This is a genomic window from Pseudomonas sp. 2995-3, assembly GCF_002742565.1.
GTDB classification, from domain to species: Bacteria; Pseudomonadota; Gammaproteobacteria; order Pseudomonadales; family Pseudomonadaceae; genus Aquipseudomonas; species Aquipseudomonas edaphica.
Genome location: NZ_LJSB01000064.1, coordinates 1 through 321 on the forward strand (window position 1 = coordinate 1; position 321 = coordinate 321).

The following is a 321-nucleotide window of genomic DNA, read 5'->3' on the forward strand; positions in this document are numbered from 1 at the left end:
AGTCCATCGCCAGATCGATATGGCCAAAGCAAGTCCTGGGGCAGATGAAGCAGCCCTATTTGATCGTATCACAACATTAATTTTAGAAGAGATGACAAAATATGATTTGCTTATTTTTGACACAGCTCCTACAGGTCATACACTACGCCTTCTATCATTGCCAGAAATGATGGGAGTTTGGATGGATGGAATGCTAGAGCGCCGTCGGAAAACGAATGAAGATTATACACAGCTTTTAAATGACGGTGAACCTGTTGAAGATCCAATCTACCAAACGCTCATGGGAAAGAAGGAATAAGTTTGCAAGAGTTCGTGATATCC

The 321-nt window shown here is 42.1% G+C and carries 1 protein-coding gene; it reads left to right on the plus strand.

Annotated features, from left to right (window positions below; genetic code table 11):
* Nucleotides 1-298 (plus strand): ArsA-related P-loop ATPase (locus AOA62_RS03360; protein WP_305886543.1); only part of this gene is annotated, 298 nt, incomplete at its 5' end.
* Between the last annotated feature and the right edge of the window lie 23 nt (nucleotides 299-321).